This is a genomic window from Veillonella sp. DNF00869 (assembly GCF_001553345.1).
GTDB lineage: Bacteria > Bacillota > Negativicutes > Veillonellales > Veillonellaceae > F0422.
In genome coordinates, this window is the sequence record NZ_KQ960758.1 from 1,125 (window position 1) to 1,643 (window position 519).

1 protein-coding gene is annotated in these 519 nt (G+C 37.4%); it reads right to left on the bottom strand.

Annotation, left to right across the window (positions count from 1 at the left end):
* Positions 1–519 (bottom strand): hypothetical protein (locus tag HMPREF3032_RS01420; protein WP_197413473.1); only part of this gene is annotated, 519 nt, incomplete at both ends.

Genomic DNA, 519 nt, shown 5'->3' on the forward strand with positions numbered 1-519 from the left:
AGTTGTATCGTTACCTGTGAAATCCAAGCCCTTGGTTGTAAGTGTATTAGTTATATTCGTACTACCATCAGTGATTTTTTTAGATAAATCATTGTAATTGTTAGTAACTGTGTCACCTAAGTTTGTTAATTTTTCTGTAGTTTCAGAAATCTTAGTATTTTGTGCTGCATTGGTAGCATCTAATTTTTCAATAGCATCCTTAATCGTAGTGACATCATCTTTAGTACCAGCCGCATTAGTAATACTGAAAGTTGGGCCTGTAATTTTGCCATTTTCATTAATTGTTGTGCCACCGATGATAGCACCAATTTCAGATTTAGTAGTATGTAATTGTCCACCGTTCACAGCATCTTTGGAGCCTGCTGCTACTTTTCCATCAGCGATGTTGGACAATTTAGTTGTGCCACCTGTTGTTGTACCATCTGGGTTCACCACACGAGCTTCTACAGTAGTAGCTTTTGTTGCACCATTCAATACATTACCTGTTGCATCTACATCTGCAGCTTTATAGTATTCTCC